Annotated in this window: 17 protein-coding genes; 9 read left to right on the top strand and 8 right to left on the bottom strand. The window is 48.0% G+C overall.

Features of this window, described 5'->3' with window-relative positions:
* The first annotated feature begins 6 nt into the window (after positions 1-6).
* The 3 genes from metH (at position 7) to MHM95_RS07610 (ending at position 4739) form a co-directional block, all read left to right on the top strand.
* Positions 7-2637 (top strand): methionine synthase, encoded by a 2631-nt coding sequence (gene metH, locus MHM95_RS07620; protein ID WP_239384952.1) that lies wholly within the window; start codon positions 7-9, stop codon positions 2635-2637.
* A gap of 150 nt (positions 2638-2787) precedes the next feature.
* Entirely contained in the window at positions 2788-3681 is an 894-nt protein-coding gene (locus MHM95_RS07615; RefSeq protein WP_239384951.1) for a hypothetical protein, read from the top strand.
* Complete coding sequence (locus MHM95_RS07610; protein WP_239384950.1) at positions 3681-4739, top strand: hypothetical protein; 1059 nt, start codon at positions 3681-3683, stop codon at positions 4737-4739. The genes MHM95_RS07615 and MHM95_RS07610 overlap by 1 nt, the downstream gene beginning before the upstream one ends.
* Here the strand turns inward: MHM95_RS07610 and MHM95_RS07605 are convergent.
* The gene (locus MHM95_RS07605) at positions 4736-5296 is read right to left on the bottom strand and encodes a hypothetical protein (protein WP_239384949.1); all 561 of its coding nucleotides are present in this window, start codon (positions 5294-5296) and stop codon (positions 4736-4738) included. The genes MHM95_RS07610 and MHM95_RS07605 overlap by 4 nt on opposite strands.
* Before the next feature lie 4 nt (positions 5297-5300).
* Entirely contained in the window at positions 5301-6221 is a 921-nt protein-coding gene (locus tag MHM95_RS07600; RefSeq protein WP_130148415.1) for a hypothetical protein, read from the bottom strand.
* 209 nt (positions 6222-6430) lie between these two features.
* Between MHM95_RS07600 and MHM95_RS07595 the strand changes: the two genes are divergently transcribed.
* From MHM95_RS07595 to MHM95_RS07580, 4 genes are all read left to right on the top strand, one after another.
* Positions 6431-7720, top strand: coding sequence for a class I SAM-dependent methyltransferase (locus MHM95_RS07595; protein WP_239384948.1), 1290 nt, complete (start codon positions 6431-6433; stop codon positions 7718-7720).
* A 38-nt stretch (positions 7721-7758) separates the two neighbouring features.
* A complete protein-coding gene (gene hrpB / locus MHM95_RS07590; RefSeq protein WP_239384947.1) occupies positions 7759-10176 on the top strand; it encodes an ATP-dependent helicase HrpB in 2418 nt (805 codons plus the stop codon).
* Between the two features lie 157 nt (positions 10177-10333).
* Positions 10334-11140 (top strand): ABC transporter ATP-binding protein, encoded by an 807-nt coding sequence (locus tag MHM95_RS07585; protein WP_239384946.1) that lies wholly within the window; start codon positions 10334-10336, stop codon positions 11138-11140.
* Positions 11130-12125: an iron ABC transporter permease gene (locus MHM95_RS07580; RefSeq protein ID WP_239384945.1), complete on the top strand. Its 996-nt coding sequence runs from the start codon at positions 11130-11132 to the stop codon at positions 12123-12125. The genes MHM95_RS07585 and MHM95_RS07580 overlap by 11 nt, the downstream gene beginning before the upstream one ends.
* A gap of 50 nt (positions 12126-12175) precedes the next feature.
* On the opposite strand, the gene MHM95_RS07575 is transcribed toward MHM95_RS07580, so the two are convergent.
* The 5 genes from MHM95_RS07575 to MHM95_RS07555 form a co-directional block, all read right to left on the bottom strand.
* The gene (locus MHM95_RS07575) at positions 12176-19639 is read right to left on the bottom strand and encodes an Ig-like domain-containing protein (RefSeq protein ID WP_239384944.1); all 7464 of its coding nucleotides are present in this window, start codon (positions 19637-19639) and stop codon (positions 12176-12178) included.
* Entirely contained in the window at positions 19626-20471 is an 846-nt protein-coding gene (locus MHM95_RS07570) for a sulfotransferase (protein ID WP_045980520.1), read from the bottom strand. The genes MHM95_RS07575 and MHM95_RS07570 overlap by 14 nt, the downstream gene beginning before the upstream one ends.
* Before the next feature lie 65 nt (positions 20472-20536).
* On the bottom strand, positions 20537-21133 hold the full coding sequence (locus tag MHM95_RS07565; protein WP_045980521.1) for a tail fiber protein: 597 nt from the start codon (positions 21131-21133) through the stop codon (positions 20537-20539).
* 11 nt (positions 21134-21144) lie between these two features.
* Positions 21145-22098 (bottom strand): formyltransferase family protein, encoded by a 954-nt coding sequence (locus MHM95_RS07560; RefSeq protein WP_239384943.1) that lies wholly within the window; start codon positions 22096-22098, stop codon positions 21145-21147.
* Entirely contained in the window at positions 22091-23359 is a 1269-nt protein-coding gene (locus MHM95_RS07555) for a hypothetical protein (RefSeq protein ID WP_239384942.1), read from the bottom strand. Before MHM95_RS07555 ends, MHM95_RS07560 begins: the two co-directional genes overlap by 8 nt.
* Positions 23360-23601: 242 nt before the next feature.
* Here MHM95_RS07555 and cobO point away from each other — a divergent pair, with 242 nt between their 5' ends.
* Positions 23602-24198 (top strand): cob(I)yrinic acid a,c-diamide adenosyltransferase, encoded by a 597-nt coding sequence (cobO, locus tag MHM95_RS07550; protein ID WP_239384941.1) that lies wholly within the window; start codon positions 23602-23604, stop codon positions 24196-24198.
* Positions 24198-25055, top strand: coding sequence for a cobalamin-binding protein (locus MHM95_RS07545; protein ID WP_239384940.1), 858 nt, complete (start codon positions 24198-24200; stop codon positions 25053-25055). The genes cobO and MHM95_RS07545 overlap by 1 nt, the downstream gene beginning before the upstream one ends.
* Here MHM95_RS07545 and MHM95_RS07540 read toward each other — a convergent pair.
* Positions 25052-25573, bottom strand: a complete 522-nt coding sequence (locus MHM95_RS07540; protein WP_239384939.1) for a GNAT family N-acetyltransferase — start codon at positions 25571-25573, stop codon at positions 25052-25054. The two genes, MHM95_RS07545 and MHM95_RS07540, sit on opposite strands and share 4 nt — an antisense overlap.
* Between the last annotated feature and the right edge of the window lie 140 nt (positions 25574-25713).

Genomic DNA, 25713 nt, shown 5'->3' with positions numbered 1-25713 from the left:
AATAACATGAATAATACTGCAACTTTTACCAATGTCGGCGAGCGCACCAATGTGACCGGCTCGGCGCGCTTTAAACGGCTGATCCTCGAGGAAGATTACGAAACCGCGTTAGAGGTGGCACGTGAGCAAGTTGAAAATGGCGCGCAGATTATCGATATCAACATGGATGAAGCCATGTTGGACTCTAAAGCGGCCATGGTCACCTTTTTGAACCTTATCGCCTCAGAGCCCGATATTTCGAAAGTGCCCATTATGGTGGACTCGTCGAAATGGGAAGTAATCGAGGCGGGACTAAAATGCATTCAAGGCAAGGCGATAGTGAACTCTATTTCCCTCAAGGAGGGGGAGCAGCCGTTTCGTCACCAAGCCAAGGTATTAAAGCGCTTCGGCGCCGCCGTGGTGGTGATGGCCTTTGATGAAACCGGCCAAGCAGAAACCGCTGAGCGGAAGTTTGCTATTTGCGCGCGCTCTTATCGCATCCTGGTCGATGAATTGGGATTCCCGCCAGAAGATATTATTTTTGACCCCAATATCTTTGCCGTGGCCACCGGCATCGAAGAACATGACAACTATGCCGTAGAGTTTATCGAAGGAACTCGCCGCATCAAGGAGAACCTTCCCCACTGCAAGGTATCCGGTGGTGTGTCTAATGTCTCTTTTTCGTTTCGAGGCAACAATCCGGTGCGCGAGGCTATTCACTCTGTGTTCTTGTATCACGCCATTCAAGCCGGAATGGATATGGGTATCGTCAATGCCGGTCAATTAGCGGTGTATGACGATATTCCCTCTGAGCTGAGAGACGCCGTTGAGGATGTGATTTTAAATAAAGATGCCGGCGCCGGAGAGCGGTTGGTGGAATTAGCGCCTAAGTATTCGGGCATGGCGCAAGCGGAGAAGGTTGAGGATTTACAGTGGCGTAGTTGGCCGGTGGCAAAGCGCTTAGAACATGCTCTGGTTAAAGGCATTACAGATTATATTGATGAGGACACCGAGCAGTGCCGACAGCAGTTTGCTAAACCCATCGAGGTCATTGAAGGGCCGCTAATGGATGGCATGAATGTGGTGGGTGATCTGTTCGGGGCCGGGAAAATGTTTTTGCCGCAGGTGGTGAAATCGGCGCGGGTGATGAAGCGCGCGGTGGCCTATTTAGACCCTTATATCGAAGCCGAGAAACAAGAGGGTGAAACCAACGGTAAAATTGTCATGGCTACGGTAAAAGGCGATGTTCATGATATTGGCAAGAATATTGTTGGCGTGGTGTTACAGTGTAATAACTACGAGGTGATCGACTTAGGGGTGATGGTGCCCGCTGAAAAAATCCTACAAACCGCGATAGACGAAAACGCCGATATTATAGGCCTGTCCGGACTTATCACTCCCTCGTTAGATGAAATGGTGCATGTCGCCAAAGAAATGAAACGCCGCGATTTTACTATTCCGTTGCTGATTGGTGGCGCGACGACGTCAAAGGCGCATACCGCCGTAAAAATTGAGCCCCAATATGACAACGGTGTGGTTTATGTTAATAACGCCAGCCGTGCGGTGGGCGTTGCATCTAGTTTGCTAAGTAAAACCGCGAAAAGTGAGTTTTTGAGTAAAACTAAAGCAGAGTACGAGCGAGTGCGAGAGCAACAAGCACGCAAGAAACCCCGCTCTAAGCCCATAGGTTTGCAACAAGCTCGCGCCAATCATGCCCAGCTGGATTGGCAAAACTACACTCCGCCTGTGCCTAAACAGCTAGGAGTCCAAGAGTTTCACTCGGTGCCAGTGAGCACCTTACGGCAATATATCGACTGGACGCCATTTTTTATGACCTGGTCTTTGGCCGGCAAATACCCGCGTATCATGGATGACGAGGTGGTGGGTGAGCAAGCGCGCTCATTGTTTGCCGATGCAAATGCAATGTTGGATGAGTTTGCGCGCCAAGGCAGCATTCAACCAAAAGGGGTGATTGGCTTATTCCCAGCAAACCGCGTCGGCGATGACATAGAAATATACCGCGACGAGCAGCGTGACGAAGTGATTTTACGTTCGTGTCAGTTACGCCAGCAAACGCACAAAAAGGGCTTTGCTAACTATTGTTTAGCCGACTATATCGCGCCTAAAGGTGTTGCCGACTACTTTGGCGCCTTTGCCGTGACCGGCGGGTTAGAAGAAGATGACTTAGCCCAGGCCTTTGATGACCAAGGTGATGATTATAATAAAATCATGGTCAAAGCGGTGGCTGACCGCCTTGCAGAGGCCTTCGCAGAATACCTGCATGAGCAAGTGCGTAAAGTGTACTGGGGCTATGCCGCAGACGAAGCGTTAAACAATGATCAGCTCATTCGTGAGAACTATCAGGGTATTCGCCCTGCGCCAGGCTATCCAGCGTGCCCAGAGCACACTGAAAAGGCTAAGATTTGGGAATTACTGAACGTTGAAGAGCGCATCGGCATGAAACTGACGAGCTCCTATGCGATGTGGCCGGGTGCCGCCGTCTCGGGTTGGTATTTCTCACACCCTGATTCGAAATACTTTGCCGTGGCAGGGATTCAACAAGACCAAGTTGAGGACTATGCTAACCGCCAAGGAATGACGCTAGAGCAAGCTGAAAAGTGGCTAGGCCCGAATTTGGGGTATGAAAGTGGAACATAAATAGAATGCATTGACTTATTCAGCCTGTATTACTATTTAGTTTTGTATGCAGGGTTCTATAAACCGGGTCCTTTTTTAGGTATTTAATGGTTTTATTTTTTCTTTTTGTAAGTTAGGCTTGAGCAAAGGATTTTAAAGTGAGGTCAAGGAATGAGCTATCAACCTTCAAGAGAAGTATTTAGTAAACCGAAATCTGTCAACGCCCAACTAGCAGAGTTTGTGCGAAAATCGCCTACCTGTGAGTATCCAGCAATATCGTATTTGTCAACCGAAAAATATGCGGGTTTGATTTCAGAAAGGGTCAGAAACCCTTGGAAAATAAACCAAAAAGAAACATATTTATGTGGCCCCAACGCTTATCTTTTTTGCTTGGCGACAAGCCACAAAGAATATTATGTGAAATATATGCTGGATTTGTGGACTTTTGGCGAAGCAAGTATTGCAGGCCTATATGTCAAGCCTTCTAATAGCTGCCTGAACTTTAATGTCCAACTAGCTAGTGAATCAGGAGATATCTCTGCTGAAGACTGGGTTGCACTTGCCAGCTTACGAGATTCTAGCAATGCACTTTTTAGTTATGATGCTATCAAAGATGGTATAGCAGGAATTTCTTACCCTAGTGATATGCTTGAGTGGTTTAGGGGATCAGTATATAAGAGCTCTTCCAATCATGCGAGTATAAGTCGTAGAGGGGATGTACAAGATTTGATAAGAGCTCAGCGAGCTCAACGCAGTAATGCATTCGTGTGCATGTTAATCAGTGCGAAAGTAGTGCAACCTAAAGCCGCGAAAGTGAATGCACTAGCAAACCATTGGGCTATTTTGAGCTCAGACATAACAGTCGCGGGAAAACCTATCGACCTAGTTGATATGGCTTATGATGAATTATTGGAAGAAGAGCTGCAATTCACTCTAGCTACGTGGGGATATAGGGAAGGGAAGCTACCTGTGCATCAGCTCTATCCTCGAGGAATGGGGGCAGGTAATAAGCTTACAGTAAAAGACTTTCTGAATTATTTTTATGGTTATATCTGTGCAAAATAATGCGTATTTTATATTTATTAATAGCTTTTTTAATTCAAAGCGAAGTTAATGCCAGCGTAAGCTTGCTCTCTCAATATGAGCTCGATGGAAATCATTATGAGTCTATTGAGTATCATCCTTCAGGGGAGCAGCTGGTATTTACGTTGTCGGCGGATGTTACCTTTCTTCTAAACACAAAAACAGGTGATATAGATAGCCTAAATTTTTCCCATCAGGTGAGTCAACTAGCCGAAGATGGAGAGAACCTGTATGCGATTGTCGACGAAAAAGTTGTCAAAATCGGCGCAAAAAATAAAGTGTCTGAAGTTGCATCGGGCTATGAACTTAGCTTTCTAGGGGATAAGTTATTGGTTAATGATCATTATCTGATGGCTGGCACTTATTATAAAAAGAAAGGGAAGCCCTCACTTAAGATGAAAGAGTTGCCTGCGCCTTTTAGTATCAGAAAAGATAATAGCTTAGGCGAAAAAACAGCAGCAACAGTTGCTTATAAGCAAGGGATGTTTTTTGACAGTTCAGAGCTACAATTATGGGATTTACCTAGTGGCACATCAATCGCTAAAAAGGAGTTCAGTGGACGTATTTTTGCCCCTCACTTTGTTGATGAGAAAAACGCTTTGTTATTAGTGAATAATATAGACTCGCTTTTTTTATGGAACTTTAAAGAAGATGAGATTTTGGATAAGCAGAGCGACTATAAAGGTCATCGACTTTACCAGATAAAAAATACTTTACTTGAGGTAACCTCAGATAAGGTTAGTGAGATTCTCGTCAGCGATCAAAAGATAACTCGTGGTTTTGAGTGTCCGCTAGATGATGAAAATATTTATGTGAATTCAGTATACGCAAATGAAGATTTGTTGGTGTTAGAGGTTTTTCAATCGAATACTTCATACGCAAGAATATTCAAAGTTATTGAAGGCCAATGTGAGCAGGTTGCGATATTAGATGAACCTACTGAAATTAGGGTAAATCCTACTCGCAACGAGGTTGTTGCATTGTTTACTCATCCCGATAGTTATGAAAAATCGTTATTAAAAGTGTTTGCGGTGCATTAACGCTTAGAGTCTGCTTCAAGTAACTCTGCCAACTTCTGCTTTACTTGTTGCGCGCTGGTATCGGATGGTTGCTGAGATAGCCAGTCAACGAGTTCGTTGCGTACAGGGAAACCTTCTTTTATACAATGACTCTCATTTGCCACCCAGACATCGGCTGAGCCAATCGTGCCCCGGCCGTAGGCGCTGCATAGGGTGTAACCCTGAGCACTAATATGTTGTTCAATGAGATAGGTGTAGATTGGCGTGGCAATTAACATCAACACCAAGGTCACGCCGCACAGCTTAAACCAACCGCTGAGTAACCTATCACTTACTTGGGTATGAGTTGCTCGTAACCACAGTAAGTAGGTTAATACGGCAAAAACGGGGGTGGCCAATACCAAAGAAGGAGAAAAACTGCGCTCCCGAAAGGCCAGAACATGCTCTCCTAGGGCTGTACTTACTTGGCTCACTTCACTGAACGTTGCATAAGGGAGCAGTAAAGTAAGCACACAGAATAAAGCAAAAAAGCAGAATAGCTTTACTCTGTCCATCGTTGTACTTTGCACGTCACTCATTGTGCTATCTATATCCGCCAGAGTAAGGAAGCCCAAATAAACGGTGCATAAACCCGATGGGGTCTTGTTCGTACCACCGCTGCGCCCGGTCTATTTCTCTCCGTGCTTGCTGAAAGCTTTGTTTTAAATCGTTTTCAACCGCTCTTAGACTAGCCGCTATTTTTTCTGCTATCGCATCAGTATCAATGAATGTATAGGCCAAACCAGCCAGAGCTGCGCCAACCACAACAACGGCAATCATAGGGCCAACGGCGACGGTTGCAGCCGTTCCCACAACGGCAGTTACCGCTCCCCAGGCAATGCCTGATGATGCTGCTGCGATGGCAACATCAACAGATAAACCACCAATAAAGTCGTGCCATGTTTTGCTATCATCAATCAGTTGCTCCAAGGCATGAAACCCTGCAGAGATAAGAATCGTCAACACAAACCCTTGCTTAATAGAGCTTTGCGCTCCCAGCTTACCGATGCCGAAAGACACTAGTTTAGGGTTGTTGGCTAAGTATCGGGTTCCCGTCAGGTGTCTTCTGAGGCCCGAGTAGCCTTTGAAAATAATGTAGTTTTTTCCAGAATATGACTTCACTTTGAATTTATCAAAGACTGAACCGCTACGCTGCATCTCTAGCGCTATGGCTGTTAAGGCGGCCACATCCAGCCCTAATGGGACGAGCCCTGAACCATTTTTAACCCAATCGCGATGCGCTCGCCAAAGCTCAGGTACAATATTGGCGCGTTCCATAATTGATTCGAACCAGGCGGCGATTCGCTCATTAGAATGACCTTGGGTGCGCTTTACGTTCACAGCGTAATCAAAAAATTCCCTGTCATTAAGATGGATAAAGTTATGCTGGTTGGACTTTAATAGATGAGCGAGTTGCTGATCTCGCTGCTTGTTTCTTAATTCTTCTCTTGCATTGATGAGCATTGAGGCCTCCATGCTATGTTCCTTTTATCGCTATTCTCATACAAGGGCGCGGAACAGTCAATCGCCAAGCTCATGTCTTATATGAAATTTTATTGAATTGTCAGCTTGTTGCAAAACCCTTATTAGCCGAGCACAGTGTAATGCGCTGTAATGACATACCAAGAGGGGATTTGCTAACAATAGTGCATGTTTCCCTTTGAGTCTGACTTATGACCCTCAAGCAGTTACAACCGCTAGTCGCAACCATTATTGCAGCGCCAGTGGACGCTGGTGTTGTTAAGCAACCTATTCATGCTTTGGTTAACGCGTTAGAGCAAGAAAGTGGTGTTTCGTCGCAAGCAGATATGAATACATCGCACGGAACATATACCGAGCATGGGGTGGCGATTTCTCCGGTACAAGCTGCACGCTGTTCCTTGGAGCCACTGCGCACCCAAGTGTTTATGCAAGGGGTAGCGGCGGCTATTAACGATAAAGTCCACGGTGATAAAGTAGTCCACATCCTCTATGCGGGCACCGGTCCTTTTGCCACCTTATTATTGCCCTACCTCGCATGCCACCCCGAATTACCGGTGCGGGTATCATTGTTGGATATTCACCAGGAAAATATTGAGGCGGTCAAAAAATTGGTTGCACGCTGGCATATTGGGCATTTAATCAGCGAATATGTGGTTGCTGATGCGACCTGCTGGCAACCTGACGCGCAAAGTCGATTCGATATCGTTATTTCTGAAACGATGACAGCACTGCTTCGTCGTGAGCCCCAGGTATGGATATTTAAAAACCTCGTGCGTTATCTGCAAGCACAGGGAGTGTTAATTCCTCAAGTGGTTTCTTTGCGAGCTTGGCTAGAGCGCGCTAAAGAGCGGGTTTTGATTGATGAGTACTTTCGCCTCGATAAAGCGGCAGCACAGCGCTTAGCGCGTGATGATATTACCGATATACGTGGTGAGCTTGTTATTCCAGCGCAGCATCAAAGTGACGACCATTTTACGCTGACCACGGATATCCAAGTTTATAATCACTGCGTTTTAAGCGAAGGGCAATCGAGCTTAACCGTGCCATTTTCAGTACCGCCGCAGGCAACTTGCCTTTTTGCGGGCGCACACGTTCCTTTTCACTATGCCAACCCCAGGCAGGCCGATTTCATATTCGATTTTCCACACGATAAACGCCTAGCCGCACACACCTTACCCAGCATTAATGACTGTGCAGATCTCGGGCTCATTTATATAAAGCGCGCGTTTGCGCAGTGTTTATGGGCAAAGCAAAACCAACAACCTAGATCACTTTCACCGTGTGATTGGCAAGGTGAGCTGTTTTTAACGCAGGCGTTAGGTATCCCCTTAGATATATGGTTTGCACACTTATTTAATGCCCCTGATCTGGCTAGTTTTGAATCTCGGCTACTACAGTGCTGCCCCGCATTACTATGCCCACAGCAAGTTCTGGAAATGAACCGACAGTTGCTTGCTAAGCTGCACAGGCAAAATGAATAACGTACAATAGCGGCAAAGAGTATGAATACCTTGGGATTATGGCCTTACCAATAGAGCAAAGTTACCCGCAACTTGTTGAGCAATTACATCGTGTGCCTATGTGCCTACTGCAAGCCCCACCTGGAGCAGGGAAGTCAACGTGGTTGCCCTTGCAGTTGCTTCGTGAAGGCCATTTTCGCCGCATTATTATGCTTGAGCCCCGGCGCTTAGCTGCGCGCAACATAGCGCGCTTTTTGGCTGCTCAGCAACAAGAAGCGGTAGGACAAAGCGTGGGCTTGAGATTGCGCCAAGAGACCAAGGTAAGCGCTGAGACGCGTCTAGAAATTGTCACTGAAGGGGTATTAACGCGCATGTTGCAGCAAGACCCCGAGCTCAGTGGTATCGACTTAGTTATTTTTGATGAATTTCATGAACGCTCCATGGCTGCTGATACGGCATTAGCTTTTGCGTTAGAAAGCCAGATGCTGCGTGATGATTTAAAGATCTTATTGATGTCCGCCACCCTTGATGGCGAGCGCTACCAACGCTTTTTTGATTGCCCACTCATTAGTTCAGCAGGTCGCAGCTACCCAATAGAGGAAATCTACCGCCCGTTAGCGCAGCCAACGCAGTGGCTTGAGGCTATTGCGCCCACCGTAATCACAGCGCTGCAAGAGCAAAGCGGTAGCGCCTTGGTGTTTTTGCCAGGACAAAAAGAAATAAACTATGTCGCCGCGCAGCTCAGCGGGCTGCCCAGCGATATTGAAGTCCACACCTTATATGGCGAGCAAGACAAAGCCGCCCAGCAACGAGCGATAGCACCCGCGGCGCAAGGTCAGCGCAAGGTGGTATTAACCACCAATGTAGCCGAGACCAGCCTGACTATTGAGGGCATTCGCATTGTTATCGACAGCGGTAAACGTCGCGCCGCGCAGTTCAATCTAAAAACCGGTGTGAGTGAGCTGAAAACCGTGAATATCTCACGCTCCTCAGCGCTGCAACGGGCTGGGCGAGCGGGGCGCATAGAGCCGGGAGTGGTCTATCGTTTAGGCAGTAAAGAGCAATTAGAGCGACGGGCGCAACATGATGCACCGGAAATATTAACCAGTGATATTAGTCCTTTAATGCTAGAGGCGAAGCTGTGGGGGGCCGATATCGAGCAATTACAGCTGCTTGACCCGCCTTCTGCGGCGCAGCAGCACCAAGCCTGCGAATTGTTACAGATGTTAGAGCTGATTGCCGATGGCAAGCTCACCGCAAAGGCAAGAGAAATACATGCTATGGGCAGCGATTTACGTTTTGCCCATTTGCTGTACCAAGCTCAGCAACGTGAATCTCAGCATCCTGGCTTTGTGCACCTGGCGGTGTATTTTGTCGCCTTGATGGAGGCTCGGGTGCGTATTGATGCTGAGCTTGCTACCGCTATCAGTGCGCAACTGCATCGTCCTCACCCAGCATTTACGCAACAACTGAAGTACTGGCGCCAGCGTTTATCCTTGCCGGCGAACAAAGAATTACCTATGCACTTGCTGCCAGTGGTCGTGGCGTTGGCCTATCCTGACCGTCTAGCCAAACGGCGTGGCTCGGGTATGTTGCTCAGTAATGGTGCGGGGGTGAGTGCGCATCCGCAGTTGTGGTTGGATGAGCAGTATGTGGCCATCGCCGATGTTGGTGGCAAAGATGGCCAGCATATTTTTAGCGCCACCGCCTTTTCCCCGGCCATGCTGCAAACCCATTTGCCACATTTGTTTAGTGAGCGTCAAGTGTGCGAATTTGATATCAAATCAGGGCGTTTCATTAATGAGCAGCGCCAGCAATTGGGTGCAATCGTTATTGCCACTAAGCCCAGTGGCAAAAAAATCGATGCCCAAATGAAAGTACAGGCATGGCTGGAGTTAATACAACAGCGGGGTTGGGAGCTGTTTCAGCATCCACAGTCGCAGCAACTACGAGTGCGTATGTTACTGGCTAGTCAATTGCTTGGTGGCGAGTTTACTCTCGCCGATGAGGTGCAGCTATTGCGCCAAGCTGAGCAATGGTTGGCGCCGTTTTTAGAGCATGTGGGGTCATTAGCGCAATTACAGCAGTTTGACTATCGGAGTGCTTTGCTCAGCCTGTTAGATTATGCGAGCCAACAGCGCCTGGAGCAGCTCTTACCAAAGTCAATGACACTGCCTTCGGGTGCCAGTCATCGCATTCATTATCAACTCGATGGTCCGGCCAAACTCAGCGTCCGTATGCAAGAGGTTTATGGTTGGCAGTCAAGCCCGGAGTTGGCGCAAGGCAAGCTGCCGCTGCAACTCGAATTACTCTCGCCGGCGCGGCGGCCGTTACAAATAACCCAAGATCTTGCGCATTTCTGGCAAAGTAGTTACCGCGAAGTGCAAAAAGAGATGAAGGGTCGCTATCCAAAGCATTTTTGGCCCGATGATCCGAGTACCGCGCAGGCCACCAATAAAGTGAAAAGTAGAATGTAACGCGGTTTGTTGTCTATATGCGTTTAGTTGCCCTATTAGGTTATGCGTACTATCGCGCCATGTTGCCATGGCTTCACAGACGTCTGGATAGACAAAATTTACTTTGCGCGATAATGCTTTCATAATAACTCTTTTCTGACCTAGCTAAGTGAGTACCGTGTTGCAACGCCCGTTATTACAGGTTCAAAATTTATCGCACCAGCTTGGCGAACATCGGGTACTTGAGCGCCTTAGTTTCTCGCTTGAGCAAGGGGAGTTTGTGGGCCTGTTGGGACCTAACGGGGCTGGGAAATCCTCACTGCTGCGCTGCATTTATCGTTATTACCACAGTCCGGCTGAGACTATTGCCCTTAATGGCGAGTGCTTACAGACTCTGTCACAGCGCTCATTGGCACAAAACGTGGCCGTGGTGCTGCAACAGCCAGAAAGCGATATGTCACTCACTGTTTATGAGGTGGTGACTCTTGGCTTATTGCCCCAGGGGGGCATGTGGCGTGCATTAACGCAGGAGCAAAAGCAGCGTGTCCATCAGGCTTTGGTGGATGTGGAGCTGTGTAACTTGCAGCATAAACCTTTAGCCCAGTTATCGGGAGGAGAGCAGCAGCGCGCTCATATTGCTCGGGCCTTGGTGCAGCAGCCGCAGTTACTGATCATGGATGAGCCCACCAGCCATTTAGATATTAAATATCAAATAGAATTGATGGAGCTGGTGCGTTCGTTAAAGCTAACGGTGTTGGCGTCATTTCATGACCTTAACTTGGCCTGTGCGCTGTGTGACCGATTGTTGATTCTTAAACACGGTCAACTGGTTGCAGATGGTGCGCCAAAAAAGGTGGTGACCGAGCAACTGCTCAGTGATGTTTTTGGCGTTTGCGCAAAAGTCAGTGGTCATCCGCAGCAGCCCGATAAATGGCCGCTGGTACAATACTTTTACGGCTATCAAAGGCATCAGCATGACGGTTAAATATGTTTTATCTCTGATTGCAGTACTTTTGGTTTTTGTGCTTAGTGGGTTGTTTGCACTTAAGCAAGGCGCCGTGAGTCTAAGTTGGCCGCAACTGTTAGCTGTATTCAGTGGCGAGGACAGTGATTCGCTGTGGCAGCAAATTATTTGGCAATTGCGCAGCCCTCGTGTTGGCATTGCCTTTCTAGCGGGTGGTGGATTGGCGTTGGCAGGGGGGATTTTACAAACGGTCACACGCAACCCGTTAGCGGATCCCTACTTGTTTGGTATCTCCTCGGGGGCAGCCCTGGGCGTGGTTGTGACCATGGTGCTTTTTGGGGTTAGTGCCCCTGTGCTGCTGAGCCTCAGTGCCTTTGCAGGCGCCATGCTGGCCGTGGTGTTGTTGCTGATTGTGGCCTACAGTGTTCGCTATATGCAAAACTCCATCTTGGTGTTGGCAGGGGTAGCCTTATCTTTTGGTTTCAGTGCACTGACCAGCTTGTTGCTGTATTTTGGCGAGCCCCAGGCTGTGAGCGCGGTGGTATTTTGGACTTTGGGCAGCTTTTCCGGTGCTTCCATGGCCATGTTGCTACCGGTGAGTGTGCTTATGGGCGTAAGCCTCGCAATTGTATGGCTGTTACGGGCGCCATTAAATGCCCTGCTGCTTGGGGATGAGAGTGCCCATACCCTAGGTATTCATGTGCCGCGACTACGTTTAGCTATGCTGCTATTAAGTGCGCTGATCACTGCAGTGCTTGTGAGTGTGTGCGGTGGTATAGGTTTTGTCGGGCTGATGATCCCCCATTTGGTGCGAATATTGGCCCCTCGTGCAGGTAGTTATTTATATCCCGCAAGCTTTTTTAGCGGCGGGCTATTTATGGTGTGGGTAGATTTGGCCGCACGCACAGTGTTAGATAATCAAGAACTGCCAGTTGGGGTGATCACGTCAGCTATCGGAAGCATATTCTTTTTACTGTTATTATTTTCCCGTTATCGCACACAATAAAAAAGCCCCGCTCTGCGGGGCTTTTATGCATTAACTTAATGACGTTGCGGTTATTTCAGTTGCTTGGCTTGTCGGCGAATAGCCACTAACGCAAGGAACATAACTAGCCATGCTAGAGTGCCGCTACTTTGCTTACGCTTTGGCGGCTGTGAGTTGTCTACCTCAGCAGCAACCTCTATATTAAGCTCGCCTTGTGCGGTGGCTCCGAGTTCATCGCTTAGGGTGTAGCGCACTAACGCATTACCGCTAAAGCCATCAGCGGCGCTAAAGCGTAATGAGAAGTCACTGTTAATTACTACCTCCCCATGTTCGCTGCTTACTTGAGTTACTGTTAACGCTTGCCCTTCTGGGTCGCTATCATTGGCGAGTACATCCACTGTAACCGTACCTTGGTAGGCAACCGATGCGCTATCAGCAACTGCAACCGGCGCTTGGTTAGCGACAATGTTAATACTTACCTCGGCACTGTGGCTATTGCCTGCAGCGTCGCGAATACTGTAGATCAAACGGTCGTTACCAATGAACTGGCTAGGTGTTTGGTATTGAATTTTGCCATCAATAATACTGGCATCACCCAGCTCCGCCTCGATGCCAGTAAGCATGATTTCATCACTCTCGGCATCAGTATCATTACTTAGCACATTGAGCATCGGCATGGTGTTCTCTGCTACCGTATACACATCATCGTTTGCAACCGGTGGCTGGTTCGCATCAAGAGCTATAGCCACCACACCAGGGTCAACAATGCTGCCATTGATGATGCCATCAGCATCGTTGGCGCCGCCATCTGTCAAAGTTAATTGTACGCACCAGTGACCGGCTGTCAGCCCGGGTTGCCAAAGCTCACTGCCTGGTGCTGGGCAGTAACCTTTACTACCTAACGCTGAAGCAACGGCGTCATCGCCTTGGGTATTCAAATCTTGCCATTGGTCATTGATATACTTGCGATAGAGTGCATTTTGCGGCAACGGCTGACGCTGCGGAAGTACAAAATCAACGGCAGCACCAGGCACCGGTAGGGCACTGACTACCACACCGTAAAGTGTGCCAACATGGCGTGTGTCTTCATCACTTGCGACCTGCTCTGGCATCAGCTCAGCCCCTGCACTCGCAGCATCAGCAAATATGCTGGTTTGCAGACAGTTGCCATATTCAGTCTCGACGATAAAGTTGTCTTCTTGCGCTGGTGTCGCTGCAAGTAAGTGACATACGCCGATGGCGTCTAAATAATCAGCAACGCCGTCACCGTCACTATCACGGTAACCTTCACTATCATCAGGGATCAGATCGCCGTCACTATCATTATTGCTCAAAGGCGGTAGCGTACTGCGCACATCTAACTGTAGTTTGACACTTTGACTGGCCGCTGGAGTGCCGCTATCAGTGACTTCGAGACTGACATTATAGATACCCGGAGTTAGATCACTGGCTTCGATAATAGCGCGTTCACTACTCGATTGGTTTAAAGGTAGTGCCGGGTTTATTTGCCACTGATAAGTATGAGAGTCATTGATATTCGCATCGGTTACTTGGGCTATAAGCTCAATATCCTGGTCGGCAACAAATAGCGTCATCGCTTGCGCATTTTGCTGTGCGGTTACCTTCACTTGTGGGGCAAGGTTACGCTGTGTAATCGTTACCTGGTGCTGCCACGTTGGGCCTCTATTGATACTTTCGTCCAGTGTTATCGTGATGGTTTCATCCTCTTCATCAAGGGCATCAGCGAATACATCAAAGTCGATGGTTGCTTGCTCAGAGGTGAAGCGTAGTTCTGCATTGGTAAGTGAATGGTCATCACTGCTGCTACTGCCACTGACGGTAAAAGGCACTATAAGTGGGTAGCTTGGCGCAGGACCGTTTAAGTAAGCGGTAATGCTATGACTGCGCCCCTCAGTGATAATACTTTGTGCACTCAAGCTTACCTGTGGATTGACTTCCACACGCTGTGATTGCAAGGCACTGCGACCTTGATCATCTGTAGCTTGCCAGTAAATTTTATACACACCTGGTTTGAAATACACTGGATTGTCTAGGATTCTAACCGCAATGGCTTTACCCGTTGCATCGACAGCAGTGGCAACACCAAGATTTACTTTCGTGTACAAGCCTGTGGCATCAACACTGACATCTGCAGGCAGAGAGAGTACCGGGATATCGTCGGCCATAGGGCCATCAAGGGAGAACCTGACCGTTGCTGTATCTGCTAAACCTTGCTCGTCGGCGATGCGATAGCGCAGTGTCGTGGTTTCATTAAGACCACCCGGAGGCGTATATAGCAGCGCGCCATTGTCGATAGCGACATCACCTAATTCTGCACTAGCTGTTGTTATGCGTAAGGTATCACCTTGATCTGGATCGCTGTCATTGCTAAGTACCTCAAGAATGTATGTGCCGCTGTCATTGCGCGTAAGGCTCACAGTATCATCATTGGCTATTGGTTTGTCATTGACTCCGGTGACAGTAATTTCAATAGCGACAGGTTCACTTTGTAAGTCACCGTCACTTGCTATCAAAGTTGCACTATCAGTGCCTTGAAAGTCAGTATTCGGTGTGTAAGTGAGGCTTAAGCCATTGACGAGTAGCTCACCCTGCATAGGCGCTGAAACAACTGTAATAGTGACTTGTTCTGCCTGTTCATCGTCTACTTCTAGGGTCACCGTTTTTGACGTATCTTCTTCAACACTGAACGTGCGAGTGATAATACGTGGGGCCTGGTTAGCCTCAGTGACTTCGATAGCAAACGCCGGGAGTTGCGCACTCAAGTCGCCGTCACTGACGGTAATTTGAATATTGCTAACGGTGTCAACATCGCTCTCACTGGGTGTACCTTGCAGTTGCCCTGTTGCGGTATCGAAGGTCGTCCAGCTAGGCTGATTGACGATCGAAAAGGTGAGGGCATCATCATCGGGATCTGATGCAGTTGGGGTGAAGCTATAGTTCTGCTCAATCGCAACCTTTGTATCAGGAGTGCCGCTAATCGTAGGTGCTTGATTTGCTGCCGTTACCGAAATAGAAAATGCGGGCAGAGAATCTGTGGCTGAGCCATCCGAGACAGAAATAATGATATTTGAGTAATCACCAATATCAGCATCGGTTGGCGTCCCCTGTAGCTGACCATTATTGGAGTTAAAGCTGGCCCAGGCTGGTAAATTAGAGATGCTAAATGTTAGTGGATCGTTGTCTGCATCAGTTGCACTCGGCGTAAATGAATAGTTACTACCTACGTTTGCATTAGCAGCAGGTGTGCCAGAAATAACAGGAGAGCCATTGGGTGGGCTGTTTCTTGTAATAGTGGCTACATCAACGTATGTGGAGATATTGCCCGCAGCATCAAGTGCAGCTACCACAAAGTTATTATCGCCCAGTGTCAGCGGTGCCGACAGCGACCACGCATTCCCAGATACTGCAGATGAAGCCAGTGCACTGGTTGAATCAGCAGTGCCATCATCATTAGCATCAGCGTAAAGCGCGACATTGACACCGTTCTCGCTATGCGTACCAGCTACTGCTAATTGTGTGCTGGTGGTGCTCTCAGGTGCGCTTGGGGTGGTTACAGTTGGGCTTACTGGAGCTGTGGTATCGATCACCAACGCTTTATTAGCGCCTAGGCTGCCCGCTGCGCCAGGAGTCGCTAAGGTTAAGCTCGCGTTATTTCCGGCGCTATCACTCACCTGAGCCCCGTTGAGTGCCAACGCAGAAGTTGTTGTGTAATCAAGGTCGGCACTGGTATCACCAGCTTGCACCGTATAGGTGAACATCAAGGTATTTGTGCCAGAGCCAGAACTGTAAGCAATCGTTCTATCTGTGGCACCGGTTTCCAGTGTTAGACTAGGTACTCCGCCAGTGACATTAATGGCTTCGCTAAAGGTGACTCCGATATTAATTACTTCGCCAGCGCCGTAAGCGCCATCACTTGTTGTTGCACTGACTGAGGTAACGGTCGGGGCTATGCTATCTACTAATACTCCAGATAAAGCGCCAACGTTATTCAAAGTCACGTCTAAGGCATTACCTGCATTATCATTGATAGTTCCCCCTGCTAGGGTAAGTGCGGTTAAGCCAATACCGTTAGTATCTTCAAGTCCGGCTGCTAGGGCGGCAGTTCTAAAGTTCAACGCAGCTGTTCCTGAGCCGGACAGGTAATTTGCAGTGACAGTTGAACCACCGATATCAATAGTTAAGCTTGGCGTCCCGCCAGCTGTATTGACGGTTAAGTTTTCATTACTATTTAGAGTGAAGTCTAAAGTATCACCTGTTTTATATGTGCCATCAGCAGGAACAGATATGCTGGAGATTTGTGGTGCAACTACATCTACATTATGTGTTTCGCCGGAATTAAACGCAGGTACATAGCCATTGTTATTATTGCCGTTGCCAGAGTCATCAACGATGTCGGTATTGGCATTTAAATCTAGACGGATGCTGCCGGTACCAGCGATGTTGTTGACGGTGATGTTGACGCTCGAGCCACTGGATGCAGACACTGAAGCTATGTCACCACTTGCGGTCCCAGACACCGTCGTGAGTGTGAAATCATCGGTGCTGATATTATTGGCATTTTTACTGAAAGTGATGGTGTAGGTGATACTACTATCATTTGCAGCGGGAGTTCCCGCAAGGGCAATACTTGTCACACTTGGAGGAACATTATCTGCAGCGGTCAACTGAGCACTGTCGGCTGCGGTCAATGCGCCAGATGACGCTCGCAAGTTGAACGATTCAGCAGCGGTCCCGGAGAGAGTATAATTTAGGGCTAAATTGGTAAAGGTTGCCATCCCTGAAGAGGGGGTAACTGTTACGGTCACGCCATTGCCATCGTTGTCACCTGTGGCTGTCATGGTCACACTGCCAGCGCCATTAACCTCAGCTAATAGTATATCGGTGCTGTAGCCAGTGTCGACAACGCCAGCAGCATCTACCGCTGATACTTGTGGCACGGTCGTGAAGCTAGTGCTCTGTCCAGCAGGAATGGCTGTTGGCGCTGGTTCTGTATCAAAGCGCAAACGTGTGGCAACCACATCAGAGGTAATGCTATTAGCATCGACACTAACAAAATCTGCACCTGTCGCCTCATCATCAGCGGTTAACGTGAAGCTTTGTTGGTCGGCAGTGGCGGTGTAAATCAAGCTACTAAAGCTTGCAACCCCTTGGGTTGCGCTCACACTTGCATTACTGAGTGAGCCTGCTGAGGCCTCAGTCAAGGTCACTATTTCGGTAAAGTCTTTATCGGTATTACCAAAATCATCTACGGCTCTTACTTCTGGGGTGGTTGAGAGTACGTTGCCAGAGATACTGCCCGAAGGTTGGGTTCTAAAATAAAGCCCTGTGGCGGTGATATCTAATACCGAGCCGGTACCATTATCTACCAGGGTAGTGGTGCCCATTGTTGTCCCGGAAGACTCAATAACATTGCTTGAGCCATTAACGCTTAGTCTAAAAGTGCGTTTATCCACCATGTTGGTGTTTACATGGTAGTAGGCATTGATTACATAATCCTCTTGGGTGCCATCGGCAATGCTGATGTTTAACCCTGAGAAGGTCAACGTATTGGCAATGTAATTACCGACGATGTTATTGGCGTCAGGGCCGTTGAGGCGCCAAGTGGTACTGCTACGCTCATAATCGTTAGCTGTACCATTTACCTGCACTTGAATGCTTGAGATATTCATCGGTAGGTTATCGCCACCGCCATCAACAAGCGTAAAATCCAACACATCTACGGCTGTTGCCGGGCTGTTCGAGGTTGTTGGCCTCAACACCGGCTCACTGACACCCGCAGCAGGGATGAGATCGCCGTTATTCAGCGGCGCTTGCACAGTAACGCTGACATCTTGGTTTGTTGAGGTACCGCCATCACCATCACTGACGGTAACGCGCACTGTGCGCGTACCTGTAGTTGGGTTGGCGGTATCGATATTTTCAAAGCTGAGCTGTTGTAACAGGGTTTGTACTCGCGCCGCTGTGGCGTCAGTGTTGAGGTTGACGACAAAGTCGTTCCCCACAGCAATATTATTCAATAAGGTACCAATTATGGTACCAGACACGGACACATTACTCCCCGCTGTGGTGCCCGCTAGGTCTACCGTGCCTGAGGTATCTACAGAAAGTAAATCCTCAGCGCTATCTTTCCCTGAAACGATCGTGACCGTTAAAGCGCCACCGTCGAAGTTAGCGCTGTCGCCATCGGTTATGGTCGCGGCTGTGCCTTGGTCAAGGAGCGTTTGCGCACCAGGGAACAGGCTGACACTATCGCCATTGAGGTTGCCAATTGACGGCGGATTGTTGGTGATGGCAACAGAAGTGTCAAAACTGACTACGCCAAAGTAGGTGGCGTTTGGAGAGCAATTAGTACCCGTTACTTTGAAAGAGGAGATATTGGTATTATTGCCTGACAGTGAAAGGGTTTGGGTACCACCGCTCATGCCAGATTGAGAGTAAATCGTGGCTCCTGAATTATTGGTGACGGTAATATCGCAACTGCCGTCAACGTCAATGACTAGGCTATCTAAGTCGAAGTTTCCGTATGCACCATTTTTTGCAAAGATCAAATATGCGTTGTCGGGGAAAGAGTTATTAAACGCATAGAGCGCATTGGTTGTACTATAATGTTGTACGTAGGAGCTAGGTGGCGCAGTCGCACTCAGGTTGCCGTTGCTAGAGATGACCGAATTCGCACATTCGCCATTATCTGGAGCGCTAAGAGGGCAAAATGACCCTGCATTATAACTTGCTAAGACACCAGAGAAGTCTTGAAGGGCGGCCGTTGAAAAAGGCGATGCGCTTTCTATAGAACCTTGGACTATCTCTAGTTGCCAATCACCTTGCTTGCTTGCTGCACCTGTTAAATCATCTGAGGCGGCAATATCCGCTCCAGTATAAGCGGAAAATAGCTCAACAAATGCTTCGCCTTTCTTGCCTTTAGCTAAATTACAGTTGTAAAAGTGAATATCTGCATTGGCGTGTAGTTTGTTGCCCAAGCTTTTAAGCTCTACAAGGGACTGTTGCAACTGTTGAGAATCTATTCGCTGTTGACCAATGTGTATCTGGCCACTGGAGCCGTGACTTACCCAATGAATCGCAGAGATATCGCGGTAGCTTTGTAGCTTTTTATTCAGTTGCGTCATTATCGGGCTGTTATCATCAATTTCAATGATATCGACACCTGGTTTTAGTGCCTTATAAAAGGTAGATTTATCTCTCAGCGTTGCGTCAATCACCATGATTTCATGGATATCCTGTCCGCTTACAAGATTAGGCTCTGCTAAGGTTGAATTGTTAGCCTGTGCAGAAGGGGCTCCCTGGATAATCGCTAACTCTGAGTTTTCAAATTGCTTTGCTTTTAGTGGCAAATGGGTTGCTGTTGCGCTGCTTGTCTGCAAAGTAACTGGCTGTGGTGTGCTGCGCGTCGTCTCATTGCGTATATAACCGCTGTAGGCGCCCGCCAAAGAGGGAAGAGCACTTAAGCCCAAGGGCACAAGCATTCCTGCTAGTTTGTTGGCTTTAAATTGAATCATGGTTGTCTCCTTGGCTCGGTGTGGCGCAGATCAAGCTGGCTTGTGTGCCAGTTGTATCTTGCCAAAAGGCCATCTCGCTGTACTTCTTAAATAATTCTGGTGGTAAAATGCTGCGTCTTGGGGTGAACTGCACTTGCTTTTTCACGGTATGGAGGCCTTTCACGCCGATGTTGGCATCGAACTCTCCCTCGTCATATTCCACCTGATTAAAGTCATGGTCGAATGTGGGCAGAGCAAGAAATTGATAAACAAGTTCCATAGAGCGAGCTGGGTGCTGAGTGAGTAAATCGTAATCCAGCAGTAATAAACGCTCTGAAAACTCGCCGTAGTAAGCTTCTTTAAGAGCCGTCCACGCGCTGCCTAATGCACCTTGGTGATGGGCTAAAGATTCACAGCGGGTATAGACCGTTTGTCGACTCTGAGGTGAGTACATACGGCTATAGTCGAAGGGGTTTTTACGGTAAATACACTCGAAGCTATCCATCACCCAAGCCGGGTTGCGTACACAACAAATTACCTTGAAATCACCAAATAGCTCTACCAGTTGGTGCATACGCGCAGTCCAAATACGGTTAGTATCAAAGATAACGTCTTTATCTCTGTGCTCACTGTAATAACTGTTGGCTAGGCTTAGGCAAAGGTCTCGGCGCTTAGACTCGTTAAAAAACGGGGAAAATTCACTCCCAGCGCCTATTTGCTCTAAGCAGCTGCCCATAAGAGGAGCAATAGGGCTACTCATGGCGGCATGGAATTGCGGGTTTTGCCTGAGTAAACCAGCTAATAGAGTAGAACCTGAGCGGGGCAGCCCTGAGATAAAGTGATACTGCGGCATGACCTTCCTTAATTTGCAATGTGGTGCTGAAGCACCACTGAGTTTGTTCCTAATATAGAGTTAGCTTAGTTCCTAGATGGGAAAATACCTACTTCAGCGATAGAGTAATTCACTCCCAAAGTAGGTTGCAGAATACTAAAGCTCTGATTGCCACCTGGGCTTGTGATACTTGCTGTTCCGTTTATAGATACGCCTGCTAAGTTAACATGACTGCCGCTGTTAGCAGGAGCGTAGATCTTTTCAGGGTCGTCACCACGAGATTCACCGGGAATTGTTTTCGCGAGGATATACCCATCTTGTGGCGTTTCAGTTGTACCGTCAGCTGCGGTAGCCATCAGCGTTCCGGTGACATTGGTAAGCGCTGCAGTGAAGCTGTGTTGAGGAAGTTCAGTGACATTCAGTGTATGACGTTCGGCTCCATGAGTTTCGCCCATTTTCCAGTTAAACTGGCTTCCAGGGTGATTGCCTTCGCCCACAGCCGTGCGCCCACGTAAATCTGGCAAACCATAAGTGGTACGGCCGTCACCACCGTAGTTAGTGCCGAGTAAAGAAAATAATGCGGTGTTTGAACTGATAGACAGGAGCTGCCCAGCACACAGTGCCCAGCCGCGAGGGGCAAAATTAAAGCCAAAAGGTTGAATTTGTCCTAAAAATGCTTCCATTGTGGTATTCCTTATGCTTGCTGTTGTAAGAATTCTGAGTTGTTTAGACGCTCACCGGCATCTAAATGAATAAGGTGCGCAAGACGTTCGCCGCTGAGGACGCCAAGCTCGCAGGCGAGAATATCCAAACGCACACAGCCACTTTGACTGCTTACCACGAGTCCATGCTCTTGAGATATCATCACTACAGTGCCAGGAGCGACACCGTAATTTGGGTAATCGACAGCCGTGGCTTGAATAACTTCAATATGCATTCCTTTAGCTTTGCATAGCACACGACCAAAATGACCATTGCTTGCTCGCGTAAGCGCGTCAATTTGACCCGCACCAAACTGGCTAAAATCAAGGTCAATATGAGGTGGGGGGAGCGCTAATGACGACACTGAGGTGACATGCTGCTGCTGGCTATTTCCGAGCTCATTAAGAAGAGCGTCTAATGAATGTAACGCTAAATATGCGAATCGTTGGGTTAGGCTGGCATAGGTGTCTTCAGCGGAAATCATCACGGGCTCTTGCAGTACTACTTGACCACTATCAAGCTGTTCACTCATATGGTGCCAAGTCAGTGCGCTGTGTGTTTCTTGATTACGTATTTGCCAATAGATAGGGTCGCGTCCAGCGTACTCTGGAAGTTTGGAGGCGTGGCAGTTGATGATGCCACGGGGATAATGGCTCAACACGGAAGAAGGTAAGCGATAGCGAAAGCCCATAACCAGCGCTAAGTCTGCCGTAAAATGCGAAAGATGGCTGGGGATCAGGTGGAGCTTTTCTTTACACACAGCTTCAAAAGCAATGTTGTTAGTTGCTAGGGTATTTAACAATAACAAAAGTGCTTCTTTGCCTTGCTGATATTGACTCGGATCTGGGGTTATCACGCCCACCAGTTGCCCCGTTTGCTGTAGTTTCTCAATACAAGGCCAAGCGAACAAGGAGCTGGCGTAGATGACAATGCGTGGCTTAGTCATGGTGATGTACCTTAGTCACTAGGAATCCAGGTAAGCCATTGAGGCAATAATAAAATTTGAGTTCATCGCCTGATTGCGCCACGGTATCATCGGGATGACGGTCTTGAGGTTCAAAGTTAATACAAACAGATAAGTCAGGCAGTGGGTGAGTGATCCCAGATTCATACAAATTCAATGTTTCTCCAGCGAATAGGGAGATATCGGTGTATAAACTAAGGGTTTGCTTATCGGCCTTATCAGGCAGATGAGGAATGCGCAGCGTTGCTCCTTCAATGAGTTGTTGCTGCTCATTAATCTGTTGGGGGTCCATCGCTTTTAAACTGTCAGCGGTTAGGCTTATGATTTGTCCCAGCTCGGTGCGCTCGCTGGCAACCTCGGCTTGCAATTGGTGCTGTTCTTGTGGCGTTAAACCGTGCTGCTGCCACTGCTCTACATATTCCCGTTGAGCCACATTAAGCATGGCATGAATATCTATTCGTTCGGGGATAAGGTAGCCGGTGTGGCTCAGCTGCTTGGCAAAATGGCGAGCAATCGCTAGATGACCCTCACGACTAAAGCCATGCTGCATCGCCTCAACCACCACAAGATCAAATAACATAGGCGCGTTGTATTGACAGGCATCGCCGCAATATAGCTGGTGCACGTATTCTTGTAGCCCTAACTGGGCAAGTAGGTGATGCAGTGCCTTGATAGCACCGGGTTGTATATCGATAAAAGTGACGCGCAATCGGCGGCCATCAATACCCTGGCTTTGGTAATAACTCAATAAGGGCACTAATAAAGGAGCAAAAGGACCGCAAGCAGGGTAAGCGATATGCAGTTGTCCTTGCTCGTCATCTAAAAGCGCGGTTACCGCTTTATCTATGGCACGCAAATAGCGACTAACACGCAGCGTATCTTTGATAGTATGAATACAATAGTTAGGTGCCATCACCAGTCCATGCTGATGGATAAACTGCTGCCGGCGTTCATTGGCGGTAAGTTCTGCTTGCTCGTATAAAGCGCTAAAGTGTGTAAATAACGAGTTTAACTGCTTACTAACAGCATCTCGGTCAAAACTATGTGGAGTGATAATTTGGCGTGCTGTATCGACGACTAAGGCGTTAAGTGCATCACTCTCTAGGTGGATGGGTGACGTTGTAAGTTGTTGCTTGAGTAAACTTTTTTGTTGTTGGTGTGCAAATAGCCCAGCTACACTGCCATCCATAGCGGAGTCATCGCTACAGCTAGGTGTACGTGGTTGATGTGCAAAAGCGTGCATGACCGAAGTCCCTGTTTTATTACCCTACCACTAGCGTATACTGAGCATGAGTGATTACTCGTTTTTGTAATACAGTGATATATTTCACCTGCTTTTGGCTCAAAAAGGTGTAAACAAGAAGCTGTGTTATAGGTCATAAGCGCCGACGAATAGAGTAACAGACTGAGTATACCGCTCTCTTAGAGGCTGTGTTCAGTAACCCGTACTTGACCATAAAGGTTAATGCAATCATGGAGTTGTAAATGGCGGATAAAAACGAACAACATAAAAAACGTCAGCAAAAAGTGAAAAGTGAAGTGGATGCACGTATAGCCGAAGCGCAAACCGAACAGGGAGTGTTACAAGTGATCACTGGCAACGGGAAGGGGAAGTCAACATCTGGCTTTGGTACCGTTGCCCGTTGTGTTGGTCATGGCCAAAAAGCGGCGGTGGTACAATTTATTAAAGGCTTGTGGGAGTGCGGTGAGCGCAACTTATTAGCTCAGGTAGGGGTGCCTTTTGCGGTGATGGAAACAGGCTTTACGTGGGAGACGCAAAACCGTGAGGCGGATACCCAGGCAGCACAGCAAACTTGGCAGCAAGCTAAGGTTTATTTACAAGATAGCAGCATCGACTTGGTGTTGCTCGACGAGCTTACCTATATGATCACCTATGATTATTTAGATCTTGATGAGGTGCTCGTTGCACTACAAAACCGCCCACCCATTCAATCAGTGATTATTACTGGGCGAGGTGCTCATCGACGTTTAACTGAACTGGCCGATACCGTTAGTGAGGTTCGTAATGTAAAACATGCGTTTGAGGCTGGCATTAAAGCGCGTGCGGGGTTTGATTACTAATGCGTATCTTGATGTTGCTATTGATGCTGTGTACCAGCCTTAATAGCTATGGCCACAGTGAGCAGCGCATTATTGCTCTTGCTCCTCATATTGTGGAAAACCTTTATGCTATTGGCGCCGGCGAACACATCGTCGCGACCGTTGAGCACGCAGACTACCCGCAGGCAGCTCAGGATATCCCCCGTATTGGTGGTTATTATGGCATTCAAATTGAAAAGGTATTGGCACTACAACCAACCTTAGTGGTGGTGTGGCAAAGTGGTAACAAAGCCAAAGACATCGAAGCATTGAAGCGCCTAGGTGTGCCGCTGCTAGTCAGTCAAGTGGAAGGGCCATTAGATATCGCCAAAGAGATCCGTGCGATTGGCGAACTTACCGGCCACGCAATAGAAGCAGAGCAAGTTGCTGCTCAATTTGAGCAGCGCTATAAACGCTTAAAAGAGCAATACCAAAGTGCTTCACAACAGCGTAAAAAGGTGTTTTATCAGTTGTGGCCAAAACCCATGATGACGGTGAATAATAATACGCTGATCGGTAAAGCAATCGAGCTGTGTGGTGGTGACAACGTGTTTGCCGATAGCCGCGCTGATTATCCACAAATCAGTGTTGAAAATGTGCTGCTAAGTGCGCCGGATGTCATTGTTATGGCCGACGAAAAAGGGGCTGATAACAGTGCCATTAATTGGCAGCAATGGACCACGATCCCCGCCGTAAAACATAATCATATCAATAGCATTAATGCTGATTTACTGCACCGTTATAGCTTGCGCCTGCTCGATGGCATCGAGCAGCTCTGTACGGTAGTGAATAACAGTGAACAGCAAGCACATAGTCGCCAAGGCGACGCAGTACATTAGGTGCGAGCCTTTAGCGCGAGCTGATAAATGCACATATACTCGGTGTCCTTAGCGACACCCAGTTGGTTGGTTATTTTCGTCTTTAACACCGCCCCTGCGCGCTGCGCAATGTTGATGCTGGCGAGATTGTCTTCCAAGCAGTGAAAGTGTACGAAGTGTACATCTTCTCGCGCCCTCAAGTAGGGAATGATGTAAGCCAGGATACTGTCTATGACTCTGTGTCCCCGCGCTATATTCGCTAACCAGTAACCTAATTCACAGACTTGGGTATGAGGGTCTATATGCTTGATAGCGAATACCCCAGCAAATTCACTATGAAAGTAAATAGCGAACCATTTGGCGCCTGGCAACGGGCTGTTAAGGCGCTGCGTAATGTAGTGGTTGGCACTGGCATTATCAACGATATTGCGCTCCCACGGCATTGAGCGCGATAGATGTTCGCGGCTCTGCTCTACCGCATGGTAGAGCGCTGCTGCATCACTGCCACGCAGTAAGTCTAGGGTGATAGCAGAACTCACTACTATTGTTGTCGAGTTGTTGTCAATCATGGAGAGCATGGCCCTTCGTGTAAATAGCTACTATGCCATTTACCGCTTAGAAACTGAACTAAAAACTCCGTTATTACAAGCCGTTATAAATACTTATTGAAAACAACTTG

The organism is Pseudoalteromonas sp. CnMc7-15, from assembly GCF_022347925.1.
Classification (GTDB): domain Bacteria; phylum Pseudomonadota; class Gammaproteobacteria; order Enterobacterales; family Alteromonadaceae; genus Pseudoalteromonas; species Pseudoalteromonas ruthenica.
The sequence above is the reverse complement of the archived record's forward strand: the minus strand, read 5'-3'. Positions and strand labels throughout refer to the sequence as shown.

Coding starts and splice junctions, on each gene's coding strand:
- metH (WP_239384952.1), top strand. CDS start 7: ATGAATAATACTGCAACTTTTACCAATGTCGGCGAGCGCACCAATGTG.
- MHM95_RS07615 (WP_239384951.1), top strand. CDS start 2,788: ATGAGCTATCAACCTTCAAGAGAAGTATTTAGTAAACCGAAATCTGTC.
- MHM95_RS07610 (WP_239384950.1), top strand. CDS start 3,681: ATGCGTATTTTATATTTATTAATAGCTTTTTTAATTCAAAGCGAAGTT.
- MHM95_RS07605 (WP_239384949.1), bottom strand. CDS start 5,296: ATGAGTGACGTGCAAAGTACAACGATGGACAGAGTAAAGCTATTCTGC.
- MHM95_RS07600 (WP_130148415.1), bottom strand. CDS start 6,221: ATGCTCATCAATGCAAGAGAAGAATTAAGAAACAAGCAGCGAGATCAG.
- MHM95_RS07595 (WP_239384948.1), top strand. CDS start 6,431: ATGACCCTCAAGCAGTTACAACCGCTAGTCGCAACCATTATTGCAGCG.
- hrpB (WP_239384947.1), top strand. CDS start 7,759: ATGGCCTTACCAATAGAGCAAAGTTACCCGCAACTTGTTGAGCAATTA.
- MHM95_RS07580 (WP_239384945.1), top strand. CDS start 11,130: ATGACGGTTAAATATGTTTTATCTCTGATTGCAGTACTTTTGGTTTTT.
- MHM95_RS07575 (WP_239384944.1), bottom strand. CDS start 19,639: ATGATTCAATTTAAAGCCAACAAACTAGCAGGAATGCTTGTGCCCTTG.
- MHM95_RS07570 (WP_045980520.1), bottom strand. CDS start 20,471: ATGCCGCAGTATCACTTTATCTCAGGGCTGCCCCGCTCAGGTTCTACT.
- MHM95_RS07565 (WP_045980521.1), bottom strand. CDS start 21,133: ATGGAAGCATTTTTAGGACAAATTCAACCTTTTGGCTTTAATTTTGCC.
- MHM95_RS07560 (WP_239384943.1), bottom strand. CDS start 22,098: ATGACTAAGCCACGCATTGTCATCTACGCCAGCTCCTTGTTCGCTTGG.
- MHM95_RS07555 (WP_239384942.1), bottom strand. CDS start 23,359: ATGCACGCTTTTGCACATCAACCACGTACACCTAGCTGTAGCGATGAC.
- cobO (WP_239384941.1), top strand. CDS start 23,602: ATGGCGGATAAAAACGAACAACATAAAAAACGTCAGCAAAAAGTGAAA.
- MHM95_RS07545 (WP_239384940.1), top strand. CDS start 24,198: ATGCGTATCTTGATGTTGCTATTGATGCTGTGTACCAGCCTTAATAGC.